The following is a 16,903-nucleotide window of genomic DNA, read 5'->3' as shown; positions in this document are numbered from 1 at the left end:
TTAGCACAGTTTGAAGTTTTTTCTAAAAATACAACTTTCGCCTAACCTTAATTAATTCCTTTATACTCTAAAATAGGGAAGTTGAAGGAGAAAAATAATGACGGCAACGGCGTACATCACTCATGAAGACTGCATGCTCCATAATATGGGGCCAGACCATCCAGAAAGCCCAACGCGACTGCAAGCCATACACAAAGTGCTCAGTCGAACTGGACTACTCGATCATTTAGATCAACTTACTTCGGTGCATGTAACTGAAGAGCAAATCAAACTCGCCCATGCAAATCTTCACCATAAAAAATTAACGATGAAGCTGCCAAGAGAGGGAGTTGTATACACAGACGATGATACAGCACTCTGCCCCGACTCATTGCATGCCGCCAGCTTAGCGGCGGGAAGTGCGATACTGGCAACCAATCGTGTTTTAGCGGGAAAAGCGAAAAATGCGTTCTGCGCGGTACGCCCACCGGGGCATCATGCCGAGTACAACATGGCCATGGGCTTTTGCTTTTATAACAATGTCGCTATCGGTGCCTGTCATGCCCTAACCCACCCATCCATCTCCCGCGTGGCGATCTTGGATTTCGATGTGCATCATTGCAATGGCACCGTGGATATTTTTAAAGATCGACCAGAGGTGTTGGTCTGCTCCACTTTCCAACATCCTTATTATCCCGAGCGATATTGCTCAATTGACCGCCCGAACATTGTCAATTGTCCACTCGCAGCACACTCTGATGCATCCCTGTTCCGTGATGCCATTGAACAGCAATGGCTGCCCGCACTCAGGACACACAAGCCCGATATGATTTTTATTTCAGCAGGGTTTGATGCACACAAAGAAGACCCAATGGCTGATTTAAATTTAGATGAAGAGGACTATCGCTGGGTTACTCAGAAAATTATGCAAATTGCGGATGAGTTTTCTGAAGGGCGAATCGTGTCGGTACTTGAAGGTGGATACAACCCTGTATCACTTGCGTTTAGTGTTCAGGCACACTTGGAAGTCTTAGCTGGTTTTTAGAAAAGCCCCCTAGCGCCTACTGTACGAGACGCTAGGGGCAATGTCTATATCGTGTTAACGACCGTAAATCATGTCCGGCAACCAAGTCACTAAGCCTGGGAACAGAATCAACAAGCCAATAACCATGACTTGCAAGAAGACAAACGGCATAGCACCTTGATAGATATGGCGTGTTGTAATGCTATCCGGAGCCACGCCTCGCAAATAGAAGAGCGCAAAACCGAAAGGCGGTGTTAAGAAACTGGTTTGCAGATTCACTGCAACCATTACCCCTAACCAAATCGGATCGATGTCCATCATCAGCAATATCGGCGCCGTAATTGGAATTACCAAGAAGATGATTTCAAAGGTATCCAGAATAAAGCCTAGAATAAACATCAACAGCATCACAAAAATGATCGCCCCCACCTTACCTCCCGGTAAGCTGTTGAGGAAATCACTGACCAGCTCTTCTCCGCCCATCATTCTAAATACCAACGAGAAGACAGAGGCGCCAATCAGAATGATAAAGATCATTGCGGTTGTATTGGCTGTTGCAAACATCACGTGACGCAAGTTGGCAAAGGTCAGTTTACGTTTAACTGCAGCGAGTATCATCGCCCCTATCGCGCCAACGGAAGCCGACTCAGTAGGAGTCGCAATTCCACCTAGGATAGAGCCCAATACCGCAATAATTAGCAACAAAGGTGGCAAGAGGGTAAAGATGACGTCTTTAAACAGACGTGCACGCTCTTCATCTGTCACCTCAAGCGCTGGACAGGTTTCAGGGTGGCGCACAGCTTTATAAATCATAAATGCCATGTAAATAGCTACCAGCATGAGTCCAGGAATAAACGCACCTGCAAACAAATCACCTACTGAGACGGGTGTCGGTGCAAAGTTTCCTTTCGACATTTGCACTTGCTGATTCACACCCGCCAACATGTCTCCCATAAAGATCAACACCGTTGATGGCGGTATGATTTGTCCAAGTGTTCCGGATGCACAGATCACACCCGTTGCCAGCTTAGGGTCATAGCCCGCACGCATCATTGCTGGCAGCGATAACAGACCCATTGTAACAACTGTCGCACCAACAATACCTGTAGAAGCAGCTAATAAGGCGCCCACGATGATGACCGACAACCCCAGCCCCCCCCGCAGCTTACCGAACAAACGCCCCATGGTAATCAACAGTTGCTCGGCTATCCCGGAGCGTTCAAGCATCATCCCCATAAAGATAAATAAGGGAACGGCTACCAACACCTCATTCAGCATGACGCCTATATAACGTGGAGCTAAACTCGAAAAGTTAGATAGATCAAATACACCTAACATATGCCCAAGGGTGGCAAAGATGACCGACGTACCGGCTAAGGAAAAAGCAACCGGAAACCCCATCATCAACACACCAATAATGGTGAAGAACATCAATAGGGAGAGCATCTCACCTAAAAACACTGGATCCATGCTTAACCCCCTTCTTTATAACGATAATGCTCAGGCACGAGGTCTTCGCGTCCTGATAGAATTAACACACTGCGCAGCACCATCGCGATGGCCTGCAAAGCAACCACACCTACAAAGACTAAGATGAAGGATTTAACAACATACAACCCTGGCATTCCGCCAAAGTTTGAAGAGCCCTCCATAAAGCGCCAAGAGCGTTGCACATATGGCAAACCGTAGGTGGTGACGATGTATAAAAAAGGAGTAACGAATACAATACAGCCAATCATATCAATAATGGCTTTTCGCCTTGCATTCGCAGGTCGATAAAAAATATCAACCCTTACATGGCCATTCTGCATCAGGGTAAAGCCTGCAATGCCCATAAACATCATGCCATTTAGCCAGACGTATAGATCTTGCATCCAGACATACCCCGTTGAGAAAAAGTAGCGAAGTACTACAACGGTGAAACACGTCAATACGATTCCTAATGAGAACCACGAAAAGATATTGCCCAAGATGAGGTTAATCCGACAAATCAGTCGAACTAAGAGTGAGACAACTAACATAGCATTCCTCAACATTATTTTTATGCGCCCTAAGGCTGTTTTTACAGTTTACATCATCTACTCTAGAGACGTATTTTTCTATTCGTATGAATACCGAAAAATATGCGTAGAACTACGTAAAGAACTCAGTAGTTTTACGGATGCACATTATCAACCCTGAGATGCTTCAATGAATCTAAAAGCCAAGATACTGTTACTCGCCATTTTACCCTTGTTATCGGCCGCTGGTATTTTATCTTACTTAGGGTTAACACACGCCCATAGTTTAGCGACACAAATTTTAGGTGTATACGAGCAAAACCTCATTGAATCGAAAAAACAAGCGCTTAAAGAACAAGTGGAGCTAGCGTTCTCGGCCATTGAACAGATTCGACGCAATGAAACACTGAGTGAAGAGGAAGCAAAATCAGAGGTCATTGCACTCTTAAGTCAGATGACCTTTGGCGAGGATGGCTACTTCTTTGCATACGACCAACAAGGCATTAACTTGGTTCACCCCACAATTCCAGCGTTTGTTGGACAAAATCTGTTCGAGTTTGAGGATCGCAGTGGCAACCTATTAATACAGCATTTACTGAACGCTGCTAACAGTGGAGGTGGTTATCATCGTTATATTTGGGAGCGTCCTCCCCTTATGCAGCAAGAAGATAAATTAGGCTATGCCATGCTCATTCCAGACTGGGAGTGGATGTTTGGCACGGGCTTGTATTTAGATGCCATCTACGCCGACATCCATCAAGTCAAACAAGCAATTGATGACAATATACGCAATAGTTTTCTGACGGTTATGCTGGTCCTGCTCTTCACAGTTATTCTGATTGTTATTTTAGGCCTTGCTATTAACCTCCACGAACATCGTTTAGCCGACGACCGTCTTCGACAGTTGGTGAAGAAGTTTATGCGACTACAAGTCAACGAACGCAGACGCTTTTCGAGAGAGCTGCACGATGGGATCAACCAACAACTGGTGTCTATGAAGTTTAGAATTGAACTCGCGTGTAAAAAGCTTGAAAACCAAACACCAGAACATCCCGCGATTGAGGATCTGCAAAAAACAGAGCAAATACTCAATCAAACCATACAAGAAGTCCGGCAAATCTCACACAGCTTACGTCCGGTATTACTAGATGATCTAGGACTTGAGTCCGCACTCAGAGGACTATTAGATCAATTTTCCGAGCGCACAAGCATTCAGGTAAAATTGGAATACGAACTATGCAAAGTTGACTTACCCGATGATGTAGGCACAACAGTGTATCGACTGGCACAGGAGTGTTTAACGAATATTGAAAAGCATGCAGATGCCAGCCACGTCAAACTTCGACTGTATTCCGCCGATAAAGAAATACACTTTGAAGCCTCCGATAATGGAAAAGGCTTTAATCTTAAAACAGCTCAACGTAACGGCATAGGACTAGTCAACATGAAGGAGCGCGTTGAAGTCATTGGCGGACGGTTTGTGTTACATTCTGAAATGAACAATGGTGCTCATATTCTGGCTTCTTTACCTTGCAAATGACAAGCATGCACGGCGAAGGTCGGTAATCAACCTATCCAAAAGGCTGTTATACTATTACCCTACACGGCTAAACAACTGCATTTATAATAACAAAAGGCGCTAAACGGCCATGCATGCTCCCATTCGCATACTCTTAGTTGACGATCACTTACTGGTTTTAGACGGTCTTAAAGCACGATTAGGGCTCGAAACGCATATCGACATTGTTGGCACTGCAAATAACGGTGAGCAAGCATTAGAGGCTGCACGTCGTTTACAACCCGACGTCGTCATCATGGATGTGTCCATGCCCGTGTTAAATGGACTTGATGCCACAAAACGTTTTCGCATTGAATTACCTAACATCCGGATACTGATGCTGAGCATGCATGATGATCGTGAGTACATTTTATCCTTGATACAGTCAGGCGCATCAGGCTATGTTTTGAAGGATGTCTCATCTAATGAGCTCATCAAAGCGATAGAAACAGTCCATTCTGGCAATACCTATTTCAGCTCTGGTGCCTCGGACGCATTATTCCGAAGCCATCCCACACCCACACAAAGTTTTTTAAATGAAGAACTTAGCCAACGTGAAATCACGGTGCTGAAGCTCTTGGCCGAAGGCCACTCCAATAAAGAAATCGCGCAAACACTTCACATCAGTGTTCGCACCGTTGAAACGCATCGTCAAAAACTTAAAACAAAACTCGGTATTCAAAGCACCGCTGGCTTGACTAAATTTGCGCTTGAGCACCAACTTATTTAATAACCAATCGCCTTATCCATTCGCTCGCTGATTCCAAACTCAGCCCTCCAAGCCAATTAGAATAAGCGATAGGTAAAGACTACGGTCATCACTAACCCGACACCAATCACAACGTATCGAACCCAATGAACAGGCAAACGCCTTGCAAGAGCGGCTCCTTGATAGCCCCCAATCGTTGCAGCCAGCATCATCACCAGCCCCTCAGACCAGAGAATCTTTCCGGCAAATGCAAACGCAGCGACTGAGACAAAGGATAATGTAAAGGAAAGTAGATTTTTCAAACCATTCATTAAGTTCATTTGCGTCATGCCTGCGGCCGCAAACAAAGCTAACAACATGATTCCCAAGCCACCATTAAAATAGCCACCGTAAATAGCGACCAAAAACAAACCCGGTAACAGTGGTAATGGCAAACCGCTCGTTCGAACATAGGCAAGTAAACGTGCGCCCAGTGCAAACATGAGCGTGGCTACCAATAAAAGTACTGGAATGACAAAACCAAAAACATGAGCTGGTGTAATCAATAGGAGCAACGCCCCTGCTAACCCCCCTACAAGACCAATTAAGGATAAGAGCAGATGACGTCTTAACGAAATGTCACGAAGCTCCTGACGAAACCCCAGCGCTCCTCCGAGGTAACCCGGCAACACAGCCACCGCGCTGGTGGCATTCGCTGCAATGGGAGGTACTCCAGCCCAGACTAACGCAGGAAAGGTTAAGAAACTTCCGCCTCCCGCTATTGAATTTAGTACTCCCGCCAAATAACCCGCAAGTATTAAAACGCTCCATTCCAGCATCGCTTTGTTCCAGCTCAGATTTTAATTATTGTATTCGCAAGCGTTATACCCATCTAAAGCACCTCGGTCAATTGTTCGTTTGTGTAACCAAAACTCAAACAAAGTTGACATACAGGCCAAAATAGCGCAAAAAGCCAATACACCAATCAGAACAATACATCCATGAAAACTCGCAGCATTTTAATCGCTTACATACTGTTAATCGCAACGACGCTCTTCTGGGGTGGCAATTTTGTCGTGGGGCGCGCGGTCTCGGCGGAAATTCCACCCTTAGCCTTGTCTTGGTGGCGCTGGGCGTTTGCACTGATCATCATTCTTCCATTCAGTCTGCATTTACTCTGGAAGAAGCGACACATTCTGCGCAGGGATTGGCTGTATTTACTCTTCGTGTCGTTTCTGGGCGTGTGCAATTTTAATAGTTTTGTCTATCTAGGATTGCAAACGTCACCTGCAACAGATGCCTTATTGCTGCTATCTGCATGTCCCGTGATGATTTTACTCTTGTCTAGATTCATTTATGGTGTACGCATCTCGTATCTGCAAATCACGGGGGTTACGTTGTCACTCATTGGGGTGATGACTATTATCACCGAAGGCTCTATCAGTCACTTTGGCGCACTCCTGTCAGGCAACCAAGGTCGATTCTGGATTTTAGCTGCCGTATTCAGCTGGGCACTGTATTCTGTTTTGTTGCGTAAACGCAGTGCCGACTTGACGGGGCTAGAGTTCTTTTCTATTACCGCAATTCTCGGACTTGCACTCATTACCCCCTTCTATCTGTACGAGCATTTCATTCAACACCGCCATATAGCCTTCAACACCACCAGCATTTCAACACTGATTTATGTGAGTGTCTTTGCATCAGTCTTGGCTTTTTTATTCTGGAATCAAGGTGTACAGGTCTTAGGAGCTAATCAAACAGGCTATTTCATCCACCTTATCCCTGTCTGGGGCATATTGTTGGCCAGTCTTTTTTTGAATGAAAAACTCTACGTTTTCCATTGGGTCGGGATGGTATTAATCTTTAGTGGTATTGCGATGGCGACGCGACTCAGTCATAAACGTGCTCACGCATAATCATTGATAAAACAAAGATATTTCTATCCGTAGTACTACGGATAGACATTACAGGCTATATTGAATAACGTTCTTATTGACAGACAAACAATAACAAAGTGGAGTATATGTATGAAGCGTCGTAATTTTATTAAAGGTGCTGCGATTGGTGCAGGTGTAGCAGCGGCCTCAGTTGCTGCCCCAGCCATTGCACAACGCAAAATCACTTGGCGCATGGTGACCACTTGGCCACGGAACTTCCCTGGGCTCGGCACGGGCGCTCAACGTCTTGCTGATCGTATTACCAACATGTCCGATGGCCGCTTAACTGTTCAGGTTTTCTCCGCAGGTGAGCTCGTTCCAGCGTTAGGCACCTTTGATGCTGTGATCGAAGGCTCAGCTGAAATGAGCCATGGTGCAGCTTATTATTGGCAAAATAAAAGCCGTGCAACGTCGTTCTTCACCGGTGTTCCTTACGGAATGACCTCGCGTGAATTAGCCGCTTGGATGCGCTATATGGGCGGCCAAGAAATCTATGACGAAGTTTATGATCAGTTTGGTGTTAAAGCCTTCCTTTCAGGTGATACAGGTACACAAGCGGGCGGTTGGTTCCGCAAAGAGCTCACAGGCCTCAGCGATATTCAAGGACTTCGCTTCCGCACCCCCGGCATCGGTGGTCAGGTATGGCAAAAACTGGGCGCAACGGTCGTCAATATGGCTGGCGGTGAAATCTATGCCGCCCTTCAATCTGGCGCACTCGATGCAGCTGAATTCGTAGGCCCCTACAACGATTTGGCACTTGGCTTCCACCAAATCTGTAAAGACTACTACTTCCCAAGCTTTATCGAGCCAGGTCTTGCCACTGAACTGGTTGTGAATAAAGATAAATTCTCTGCATTGCCAAAAGATTTACAAGCCATTGTAGAATCTGCCTGCCAAGCCGAATACGACCAGGTAGCATCAGAGTTTTATGCCAATGATCCAATTGCATTGAAAACGCTCGTAGAGCAACACGGTGTCCGAGTTCACCAATTCCCAGATGAAATTCTTCAAGCAGGTGCCGTTGCCGCTAAAGAAATTTTAACCGAGCTGCGTGAGAGTGGTGATGCACTGACGAAGAAAACAGCCGAAAGCTACATTAGCTCGCTGAACATTCTACGGACAAGAACCGAAACGGTAGACCAGGCCTTCTTGGCCGCTCGTGCTAAATACTTTGATTTGAAGTAACGATTCCAATAAAAAAGGCAGTTCTAATGAACTGCCTTTTTTTGCTTTTTACATTTTATCCAACAAACTTAATCATAACACCTGCAGCCACCGCCGAGCCGATTACACCCGCTACGTTCGGACCCATTGCATGCATTAATAAGAAGTTTTGTGAATTTGCTTCTAAACCAAGCTTGTTAGACACGCGAGCCGCCATCGGAACAGCGGACACACCCGCTGAGCCAATCAATGGATTGATCGCATTTCCTCCCATCATCTGGTTCATCAATTTTGCCATAAGGACACCTGCTGCTGTTCCAACCGCAAATGCCACAATACCCAGCACAAGAATACCCAGTGTTTGTAAATCAAGGAATTTATCTGCACTCAGCTTTGATCCCACAGACAAGCCGAGGAAAATCGTCACGATATTGATCAATGCATTTTGCGCCGTATCGCTCAAACGATCCACAACCCCACACTCACGCATTAGGTTACCAAAGCAGAACATTCCCAATAAAGGTGCAGCATCGGGTAGCAACATGGCAACTAGCAGCATCAATACAATCGGGAAAAAGATCTTTTCACGCTTCGACACATGACGTAGCTGACTCATTACAATCTTACGTTCACGCTGAGTGGTTAACGCACGCATAATTGGTGGCTGAACCATAGGTACCAATGCCATGTAGGCATACGCAGACACTGCAATAGCCCCCAACAGATGTGGAGCCAGCATTGTCGAAACGTAAATCGCGGTTGGACCATCAGCACCACCAATGATACCGATAGCTGCGGCTTCCTTGATGGAGAAATTCATCCAGCCCAAAGAGGTCAGACCCACGGCACCTAATACCGTAGCAAAGATACCAAACTGCGCAGCAGCACCTAAAAACAAGGTTCTAGGGTTTGCCAACAGTGGACCAAAGTCTGTCATTGCCCCCACACCCATGAAAATCAATAAGGGTGCGGCTCCTGAGGCCACTGCTATGGTATAAAAGTTATATAGCATGCCATTACTATAACCCGCATCTTGTGCAACTAAAGAAGCTGCTGCATGCGTGGATGCGTTAGAGTCATAATAAATATGCTTTAACTGGTCTGGATCAAAAGACGTAGCACCCAATGTAGCAGCCAAGTCACGAACGACTTCTGGCCGTGCAAAGTGCAATGCGTTTTCAACCGCAGAAAATGCCATACCCGCCTCTGGAATATTGGCAAGTATGCCACCAAAGCCAATTGGCACCAGCAGTAAAGGTTCAAACTTTTTATTAATTGCAAGGTACAGAAGCACCAAGCCAACGATAATCATAAAGAACTGGCCAAAGGTGATGTTGTACATCCCCGAGGCAAACCAGATACTGAGTAGCTTTTCCATTCATTAATACCTATTAGGCAAGCGTCAGCAAACTATCGCCGACCTGCACGGAATCACCTTCTTTGACATCAACAGAAACCACAGTACCTGCTCTTGCTGCACGGACTTCAGTTTCCATTTTCATCGCCTCAAGGATAACCAGAACATCGCCTTCTTTTACCTGTTGGCCAGTCGATACCTCTACCTTCCAGATGTTTCCGGCTAGCGGTGCAGGCACAGGGTCGCCCGAACCTGCAACAGGGGCAGCAACGGGTGCAGCTGTCGGCGCAGAAGACGCTACAGGTGTCACTGAAGTGATATCTCCACCTTCAGTCACTTGTACGACATAGGTTTGTCCATTGACGGTTAAGGTGTAAACCTCTGAATCACCTGCCACTTTAGGCATGTTGGACTTGCTTTCGTCTGCCTTCGCAACAGGCGCTTGCGCTGTTGGTGCGGGCTCAAATGCATCAGGATTGCCACGATTCTCTAAAAACTTAAGACCGATCTGAGGGAAAAGCGCATAGGTTAAAACATCATCAACTAAGCGATCACCACTCTCCAACTTAATGGACTTTTCATTCGCTGTCGACTTTAGCTCAGCCGTCAGCTTATCCATTTCGTCAGCAATCAAATCGGCTGGACGACAGGTTATGGCCGCAGAGCTTCTAGGACTCTGGCTTGCAGCTCTGCATTGTAAGGTGCAGGCGCTGAACCATACTCACCTTTCAGGATAGCCTGAACTTCTTTTGAAATCGTTTTGTAACGCTCACCCATCAGAACGTTGATAACAGCTTGTGTTCCAACAATCTGAGATGTCGGTGTCACAAGAGGGATTAAGCCTAAATCTTCACGTACTTTAGGGATTTCAGCCAATACTTCGTCAAACTTATCCGCTGCACCCTGCTCTTTCAGCTGACTTTCCATGTTGGTCAACATTCCGCCAGGCACTTGCGCAAGTAAAATGCGTGAATCGGTTCCTCTGAGCGAACCTTCAAACTTAGCGTATTTTTTACGAACGTCTCTAAAGTAAGCCGCTATTTCTTCAAGCAGCTCTAAATTCAGATTTGTATCACGCCCCTGACCTTGCAAAGCAGCAACAACGGTTTCTGTTGCGGTATGGCCATAGGTCATTGACATTGAAGAAATTGAAGCGTCAACACGATCAATACCGGCTTCAATTGCTTTTAAAAGCGTCATATCAGCCAAACCAGAGGTAGCGTGTGATTGCAACTGAACCTCAAGATCCGTTTGTGCTTTGAGACGTGACACCAGGTCATAGGCATCATACGGCGTCAAAATACCGGACATATCTTTGATTGCAATCGAATCGGCACCCATGTCTTCTAGCGTCTTCGCGTAGCTGACCCACATGTCAATCGTATGAACACGACTGGTCGTATATGAAATCGTACCTTGAGCATGTTTACCCGCGCTCTTAACAGCTTTAATCGCAGCTTCTAAATTACGTGGATCATTCATCGCATCAAAAATACGGAAAACATCAACACCGTTGGTCGCTGCTCGTTCAACAAACTTAGCCACCACATCGTCAGCATAATGACGATATCCCAACAAATTTTGCCCTCTCAGTAACATTTGTTGAGGCGTGTTAGGCATAGCGGCTTTCAACTCACGGATACGCACCCAAGGATCTTCACCCAAATAACGTATGCAGGAGTCAAATGTTGCACCACCCCAGCTTTCAACTGACCAATAACCGACTTGATCCATTTTTGCTGCGATAGGAAGCATGTCATCAAGACGCATACGGGTTGCGAGGAGCGATTGATGACCATCACGCAATACAAGCTCGGTGATGCCAAGCGGTTTATTTACGACTGACATAGGCTAACCTTTTCTCTGACTGATAAAATTGAATTATTGACCCTTACGGTCATTACGAAATTTATGAATCGCGGCTGTCATGACGGCGATCAACTGAGCATCGTCAGCAGGATTTGAGGACATGGTTTTAGCTTTTGCAGCTGCTTTGGGAACAGGTGCTGGCTCAAAACGCATTACGATCCTAGACATAGCCGAGGTGGCTATCACCAATAGGGTCAGAAAGACGATGACAAAACCCATACCAAAGACCATAAGTGAAAAGCCTTCCGATAGTAGTTCGTCCATTTGTTCACTCCTGTAGTAGCGTAAACGAGAATTATGCCTATTAATTTCGTTAAAAAAACGAAAAGTGTTCAAGACACAACCTCTTATTATTTTTATCGACCTGCATTAAAGCTGATTTAAGGCTAGGCGACAACATGGTATGGCTATTAAATCTAAAAATAATACCTGCAGCAACAGCAAGGTGATTATGTAGTTTTTTTACATAATTTATACGAAAGCATGTCATGACATGGAGAAAGGAAGGCACAAAGTCACAAATCATCTAGGAAAGTGAGCAAACAAGGAAACTGCGAAACCAGAATGAAACGATAAAGTGGCAACAACAGAAAAACGCAGGTAAATGCTTAATAAGAATGATTAGAAAGCAGATCAGAGACTTGGAGACTTGGAGACTTGGAGACTTGGAGACTTGGAGACTTGGAGACTTGGAGACTTGGAGACTTGGAGACTTGGAGACTTTATTATGATCATTATGATCGAGTATTACGTTTTGACTTTAGTGGTGCGCCCGAGAGGATTCGAACCTCTGACCGCCTGGTTCGTAGCCAGGTACTCTATCCAGCTGAGCTACGGGCGCACATTTAAAGCCGTTGTTTCATTTTGATGGTGCGCCCGAGAGGATTCGAACCTCTGACCGCCTGGTTCGTAGCCAGGTACTCTATCCAGCTGAGCTACGGGCGCATTATCAAAATGGCGGTGAGTGAGGGATTCGAACCCTCGATAGAGTTTCCCCTATACGCCCTTAGCAGGGGCGCGCCTTCAGCCACTCGGCCAACTCACCTAACAACGGCGCAAATAATACTAGCAAAACTTCTCTTTGGGAAGCTTTATTTAACAAAAAGTTAAATTAATTTTCTTCTTCCTGTTTTTCGCGTTGGATTCGTTGATAAATCTCTTCACGATGAACAGATACATCCTTGGGTGCATTCACACCGATACGAACTTGGTTACCTTTAACCCCTAATACTGTCACGGTGACATCATCACCCACCATTAGAGTTTCCCCTACACGTCTTGTTAGAATCAGCATGTGAATCTCCTTCGTCCTTTGTTTAAGCTGATAAAGTGATTACAGGATGACGCATCCTACATTCACTCAGACACTGTATCAGTTGCATCGAGATTAAATGATGAGTGGAGTGCACGCACCGCCAACTCAAGATATTTTTCTGCGATCACTACTGATACTTTAATTTCAGATGTTGAGATCATCTGAATATTAATATTTTCATTTGCCAGCGTATCAAACATCTTGCTAGCAACACCGGCATGGGATCTCATCCCAACACCGACAATCGATACTTTAGCAATTTTATTATCACCCGAGCACTCACGTGCGCCCAACTCAGATACAACTTTTTCGAGAATTTTCTTAGTCTTCTCATAATCGTTGCGATGAACCGTAAAGGTGAAGTCCGTGGTTTTATCACCAGCTACGTTCTGAACAATCATGTCAACTTCAATATTAGCGCGACTCACTGGACCCAAGATGCGCGATGCAACACCTGGAATATCAGGCACACCTACTACTGTCAGTTTAGCCTCATCACGATTAAACGCGATACCTGAAATTACCGGTTTTTCCACGTCAGTCTCATCCTCTGTTGTAATCAGTGTGCCTGGGCCATCAACCATACTTGAAAGCACACGCAGGGGTACTTTATATTTACCCGCAAATTCAACGCTTCGAATCTGCAGTACTTTTGAGCCTAAGCTGGCCATCTCGAGCATTTCTTCAAAGGTGATTTTCTCAAGACGCTGCGCCGACTCAACCACTCTGGGGTCTGTTGTATAGACACCGTCAACATCTGTATAAATTTGACACTCATCTGCTTTTAACGCAGCCGCCAATGCCACACCTGTAGTATCGGATCCACCTCTTCCAAGTGTAGTAATATTCCCGTCAGGGTCAACGCCTTGGAATCCAGCCACAACGACAACTCGTCCTGCCGCAAGATCCGAACGCATTCTTTCAGTTTCAATATCCTGAATACGTGCTTTACTGTAAGCTCGATCCGTTAGAATTTTCACTTGCGCCCCAGTGTACGAACGAGCTTCAAAGCCGCGCTTTTGCAATGCCATGCATAAAAGCGCAATCGTCACTTGTTCACCCGTTGACACTAGTACGTCCAACTCCCGCGGATCAGGTTCAGACGTAATACTCTTAGCCAAACCAATTAAACGATTGGTTTCACCGCTCATAGCTGACAGCACAACGACAACATCATCGCCGCGCCGACGAAATGAGCTGACCTTATCCGCTACAGCTTCGATACGTTCAATTGAACCTACTGAAGTCCCACCGTATTTCTGTACGTATAACGCCATTTCAAATTTCTCCGGTAACACCTGCGTACCGCGCAGGTATAGGCCAACAAAACTTAGCTTATCGCCTGCTCAACCAAGGCGGGCACTCTCTGAACAATTGAAGGAATAGCCTCAATATCAGCACCACCGCCCTGAGCCATATCTGGGCGCCCGCCCCCTTTGCCACCAAGGTCTGCAGAAATCGTCTTAACAAGATCGCCCGCTTTTATACGATTTGTCAGATCTTTACTGACACCTGCAATCACGCTAGCCTTACCATCAACAGCAGAAAAGAGAACAATAACGCCACTTTCAAGCTTGTTACGAAGCTTATCCAATAAATCTCGAAGAGTCTTTGGATCTGCCCCTTCAACCAATGTTGCCAATACTTTTACACCCTGAACATCCATGACTTTTTCAAGTAAGTCACCACTCTGCTGTCGCCAACTTAGCCTGCAAACGTTCTAATTCTTTTTCAACAACGCGCTGGCGGTCAAAGAGTGCTTTAACTTTTTCAACCACCAACGGACGCGATGCTTTTAACATCGACGCGATATCCTCTAAGGCTTTTTGAGTCTCAGAGATATACGCAAGCGCATTCAGCCCTGTAACAGCCTCAATACGCCGTACCCCTGCAGCAATACCGCTTTCAGAAAGGATTCTAAATACGCCTATATCACCTGTTCGTTTTACATGAGTTCCCCCACAAAGCTCTGTAGAGAAGCCATCTCCCATTGCTAGCACACGAACTTCGCTGTCATATTTTTCTCCAAACAGCGCCATGGCACCTTTTGCTTTTGCAGCATCCAACTCCATTAACTCAGTGGTTACGAGAGAGTTATTTAAGACCTGCTGATTGACCATCGCCTCAATTTCAGCCAACTCATCGGATGTGACAGCCTCAAAGTGCGAAAAATCGAAACGAAGGCGCTCAGCATTCACTAAAGAGCCTTTTTGCATAACATGCTCGCCGAGCACACGACGCAATGCTTCATGCAGTAAATGTGTTGCTGAGTGATTGAGAGCCGTTGCCTGACGCTTCGCCTGATCAACCTCGGTGACGAGGGAGTCCCCAACGCATAAAACACCTTCTTGTAAAACACCATGGTGTAAATGGTGCTTACCTTCTTTGGTACAGTCTTGTACCTGAAACTCACCCTTATCCCAAAGCAGCCGTCCCGAGTCTCCCACTTGACCACCGGACTCAGCGTAAAAACTGGTATTTTCTAATACCACAATCCCCTGCTGACCTGCAGACAACTGCTCAACTTTTTCGCCGTTCAAAATAAGCGCAACGACTTTACTGCGATCCTCAAGAGCTTCATACCCAGTAAACTGAGTTTCACCGTCTAGCTGAATTTGATCATTGTAATCAACAGCAAATTGACCCGCGGCGCGCGCTCTTTGGCGCTGCTGCTCCATTTCTGCTTCAAAGCCAGCCATATCAAGCGTTAAGTTTTGTTCTCTCGCAACGTCAGCCGTCAAGTCGACTGGAAATCCATAGGTATCATAGAGTTTGAACACTATATCACCCGGCAAAACTGAGTCGGCCAATGAAGCGATTGCTTGCTCCAGAATCGACATGCCGTTCTCCAAAGTGCGTGCAAACTGCTGCTCTTCTTTTAACAGAATTTTCTCTATGTTGGCTTGCTGTGTGCGCAATTCCGGATAGGCGTCTCCCATCACATTCGCCATCGCGGCTACTAACTTATGGAAGAAAACATCTTTCGCGCCCAGCTTATTACCATGACGAATGGCTCTGCGCACTATACGTCTCAACACATAGCCACGTCCTTCATTTGAAGGCACAACGCCATCAATAATCAAAAAGCAGGCAGAACGTATATGGTCCGCAATAACTCTCAATGACTTTTGCTGCAGGTCATCAGTACCAACAGCGCTTGCTGCAGCCTGTAACAAGGCCACAAACAAATCAATCTCATAATTACTGTGAACCTGCTGCAACACAGCAGCAACACGTTCAAGACCCATTCCCGTATCTACGGATGGCTTCGGCAAGGGCGACATCTTGCCATCAGCTGACCGATTGTATTGCATAAATACGATGTTCCAGATTTCGATATAACGGTCACCGTCATCGTCTGGGCTTCCTGGTGGCCCACCTGCAACATCCGGTCCATGGTCATAAAATATTTCGGTACAAGGGCCGCACGGTCCTGTGTCACCCATTGACCAGAAGTTATCCTCATCCAACTTAGAAAATCTTTGAGGATCGGCACCTATCTCGTTTTTCCAGATATGTTCGGCTTCGTCGTCACTATGATGGACGGTTACCCAAAGCTTTTCTTTGGGTAACTGCAACACTTCCGTTAGGAACGTCCATGCAAAACGTATAGCGTCTTGCTTAAAGTAATCGCCAAAACTGAAGTTGCCGAGCATTTCAAAAAATGTGTGATGGCGAGCTGTGTATCCGACGTTCTCAAGATCATTGTGTTTACCGCCTGCTCGAACGCAACGTTGAGAAGTGGTCGCACGGACATAATCACGTTTATCAGTGCCTAAAAAGACATCCTTAAACTGGACCATACCCGCATTTGTAAAAAGCAAGGTCGGGTCATTACCCGGTATAAGCGAGCTTGAGGGGACAATGGTGTGCCCTTGCTGACTAAAATATTCAAGAAACGCCTGACGTATCTCTGCGCTGGTCATGTATTTCATAGTAACTGATCCGCTGCCTGGGGTACGGTTTCAAAAAGACCCGATATTATATCGAATCCTTCTAAAATGTACGATAA

General features: G+C 45.9%; 12 protein-coding genes, 3 tRNA genes and 2 pseudogenes. 5 read left to right on the top strand and 12 right to left on the bottom strand.

Features of this window, described 5'->3' with window-relative positions:
• Positions 1-97: 97 nt before the first annotated feature.
• Positions 98-1,024, top strand: coding sequence for a histone deacetylase family protein (locus D791_RS04490; protein ID WP_036508366.1), 927 nt, complete (start codon positions 98-100; stop codon positions 1,022-1,024).
• A gap of 54 nt (positions 1,025-1,078) precedes the next feature.
• On the opposite strand, the gene D791_RS04485 is transcribed toward D791_RS04490, so the two are convergent.
• Entirely contained in the window at positions 1,079-2,473 is a 1,395-nt protein-coding gene (locus tag D791_RS04485) for a TRAP transporter large permease (protein ID WP_036508363.1), read from the bottom strand.
• 2 nt (positions 2,474-2,475) lie between these two features.
• Positions 2,476-3,024 (bottom strand): TRAP transporter small permease subunit, encoded by a 549-nt coding sequence (locus tag D791_RS04480; RefSeq protein WP_036508359.1) that lies wholly within the window; start codon positions 3,022-3,024, stop codon positions 2,476-2,478.
• 169 nt (positions 3,025-3,193) lie between these two features.
• Between D791_RS04480 and D791_RS04475 the strand changes: the two genes are divergently transcribed.
• Positions 3,194-4,543: a cache domain-containing protein gene (locus D791_RS04475; protein WP_036508356.1), complete on the top strand. Its 1,350-nt coding sequence runs from the start codon at positions 3,194-3,196 to the stop codon at positions 4,541-4,543.
• A 109-nt stretch (positions 4,544-4,652) separates the two neighbouring features.
• Positions 4,653-5,291, top strand: coding sequence for a response regulator (locus tag D791_RS04470; RefSeq protein ID WP_036508352.1), 639 nt, complete (start codon positions 4,653-4,655; stop codon positions 5,289-5,291).
• Positions 5,292-5,347: 56 nt separating this feature from the next.
• On the opposite strand, the gene D791_RS04465 is transcribed toward D791_RS04470, so the two are convergent.
• On the bottom strand, positions 5,348-6,088 hold the full coding sequence (locus D791_RS04465; RefSeq protein ID WP_036508349.1) for a sulfite exporter TauE/SafE family protein: 741 nt from the start codon (positions 6,086-6,088) through the stop codon (positions 5,348-5,350).
• A gap of 162 nt (positions 6,089-6,250) precedes the next feature.
• Between D791_RS04465 and D791_RS04460 the strand changes: the two genes are divergently transcribed.
• Entirely contained in the window at positions 6,251-7,165 is a 915-nt protein-coding gene (locus D791_RS04460; protein WP_036508346.1) for a DMT family transporter, read from the top strand.
• A gap of 111 nt (positions 7,166-7,276) precedes the next feature.
• Complete coding sequence (locus D791_RS04455; protein WP_036508343.1) at positions 7,277-8,371, top strand: TRAP transporter substrate-binding protein; 1,095 nt, start codon at positions 7,277-7,279, stop codon at positions 8,369-8,371.
• Between the two features lie 55 nt (positions 8,372-8,426).
• Here D791_RS04455 and D791_RS04450 read toward each other — a convergent pair whose 3' ends face one another.
• The 9 genes and pseudogenes from D791_RS04450 to alaS all read right to left on the bottom strand — a co-directional run bounded on the left by D791_RS04450 (position 8,427) and on the right by alaS (position 16,817).
• The gene (locus tag D791_RS04450; protein WP_036508340.1) at positions 8,427-9,728 is read right to left on the bottom strand and encodes a sodium ion-translocating decarboxylase subunit beta; all 1,302 of its coding nucleotides are present in this window, start codon (positions 9,726-9,728) and stop codon (positions 8,427-8,429) included.
• Between the two features lie 13 nt (positions 9,729-9,741).
• Positions 9,742-11,555, bottom strand: a pseudogene (oadA, locus tag D791_RS04445) (sodium-extruding oxaloacetate decarboxylase subunit alpha).
• A gap of 33 nt (positions 11,556-11,588) precedes the next feature.
• A complete protein-coding gene (locus tag D791_RS04440; RefSeq protein WP_036508338.1) occupies positions 11,589-11,840 on the bottom strand; it encodes an OadG family protein in 252 nt (83 codons plus the stop codon).
• Positions 11,841-12,340: 500 nt separating this feature from the next.
• Positions 12,341-12,417 (bottom strand) — tRNA-Arg (locus D791_RS04435).
• Between the two features lie 27 nt (positions 12,418-12,444).
• A tRNA-Arg gene (locus tag D791_RS04430) sits at positions 12,445-12,521 on the bottom strand.
• A gap of 10 nt (positions 12,522-12,531) precedes the next feature.
• Positions 12,532-12,621, bottom strand: a tRNA-Ser gene (locus D791_RS04425).
• Between the two features lie 66 nt (positions 12,622-12,687).
• A complete protein-coding gene (csrA, locus tag D791_RS04420) occupies positions 12,688-12,870 on the bottom strand; it encodes a carbon storage regulator CsrA (protein WP_036508336.1) in 183 nt (60 codons plus the stop codon).
• A 62-nt stretch (positions 12,871-12,932) separates the two neighbouring features.
• Positions 12,933-14,168 carry an aspartate kinase gene (locus D791_RS04415; RefSeq protein ID WP_036508334.1) on the bottom strand — a complete coding sequence of 412 codons (1,236 nt, stop codon included), beginning with the start codon at positions 14,166-14,168 and terminating at the stop codon, positions 12,933-12,935.
• A gap of 53 nt (positions 14,169-14,221) precedes the next feature.
• Positions 14,222-16,817: pseudogene (gene alaS, locus D791_RS04410) on the bottom strand (alanine--tRNA ligase).
• Positions 16,818-16,903 lie beyond the last annotated feature (86 nt).

The sequence above is a fragment of the Nitrincola nitratireducens genome, from assembly GCF_000585235.1.
Classification (GTDB): domain Bacteria; phylum Pseudomonadota; class Gammaproteobacteria; order Pseudomonadales; family Balneatricaceae; genus Nitrincola; species Nitrincola alkalisediminis.
The sequence above is the reverse complement of the archived record's forward strand: the minus strand, read 5'-3'. Positions and strand labels throughout refer to the sequence as shown.